The sequence below is a fragment of the Castellaniella daejeonensis genome (assembly GCF_039523555.1).
In the GTDB taxonomy this organism is placed as follows: Bacteria; Pseudomonadota; Gammaproteobacteria; order Burkholderiales; family Burkholderiaceae_B; genus Castellaniella; species Castellaniella daejeonensis.
The window spans coordinates 1-1,344 of the sequence record NZ_BAAAFN010000018.1 but is presented as its reverse complement, the minus strand read 5'-3'; the positions used below and the strand labels follow the sequence as shown (position 1 = coordinate 1,344).

General features: G+C 62.1%; 1 protein-coding gene. It reads right to left on the bottom strand.

Annotation, left to right across the window (positions count from 1 at the left end):
* Window positions 1–108: 108 nt before the first annotated feature.
* A partial coding sequence (locus tag ABD022_RS14190) for an IS256 family transposase (RefSeq protein ID WP_425545241.1) occupies window positions 109–1,344 on the bottom strand: 1,236 nt, incomplete at its 5' end.

Here is a 1,344-nt window from a genome sequence, read left to right as displayed (position 1 = left end):
GCCTCGAAGCGCCGCTTCACCAGATCTCGTGGACAGGCAGCTGCGCTATCAGGGATCGTGGTGCGAACCGGGGTTGTCAGAAATTCCGTGTTTGAGGCGGGTTGAGCACTACACTGAAAGACGACTGAATCGATCCTCATAGAGGATAGCGAATTGATTCATGGCCTGCTTCCAGTCATGCGCGGATCGGCTCCATTTTGCCGTGATATTGCGCAGCGCCAGCCAGATCAGTTTAGCGGCGGCATCATCGCTGGGGAAATGCCCCCGAGTCTTGATGATCTTGCGCAGTTGCGAATTGATGTTCTCGATGGCGTTGGTGGTGTAGATCACACGGCGCACGGCCGGCGGGAAGGCAAAAAACGGAATCACCCGGTCCCAGGCATTGCGCCATGCCGCGCTGACGGTCGGGAATTTCTGCCCCCAGGGACCGTCTGCAAAGGCCTCAAGTTCGGCCTGAGCAGCTTCGGCGCTGACGGCGGTATAGATCGGTCGGATGGCGGCAGCCAGTGCCTTACGGTCCTTCCAGCTCGCATAGTCCAGGCTGTTGCGGATCAGGTGAACGATGCAGGTTTGCAGCGTGGTGGCTGGAAAGACGGCTGCCAGCGCCTCGGGCATGCCTTTGAGGCCGTCGGTGACGGCGATCAGGATGTCGCACACGCCCCGGGTCTTCAGATCGTTGAAAACCTTCATCCAGAACTTGGCCCCTTCGGTGCCTTCGATCCACAGCCCCAAGATGTCGCGGGTGCCGTCGGGCAGCACCGCCAGGGCCAGGTAGACGGCCTTGTTGCGCACGACCGCATCCTCGCGGATCTTGACCCGCAGGGCATCGAAGAACACCACCGGATACATCGGCTCCAGCGGTCTGCTCTGCCAGGCGGTGACTTCAGCCATGACCTCGTCGGTCACCGAGCTGATGAACTCCGGCGAGACCTCGGTGGCGTATTGCTCCAACAGAAAACCCTGGATCTCGCGCACCGTCATACCGCGGGCGTACATGGCAACGATCTTGTCGTCAAAGCCCGTGAAACGGCGTTCGTGCTTGGGGATCAGCAGCGGGGCGAAGCTGCCGTCGCGGTCCCGAGGCACCTCGATGCGGATCGGTCCGTCCTCGGTCAGCACGGTCTTGGCACCCTTGCCATTGCGCTGGTTGCTGACCGCCGCCGGCTTGGTAGCCCCGGCCGGATAGCCCAGGTGATGGTTCATCTCACCGGCCAGGGCGCGTTCGATCAGCGCCTTCTTGAAGGCCAGCGATGCGGCATTGATGGCTTCGGCCGTCATCGGGCCATCACCGAACGACTCCAGCAACTCGGGGGCGATGGTCGGCAGCGCGGCCGCTTGGGTTCT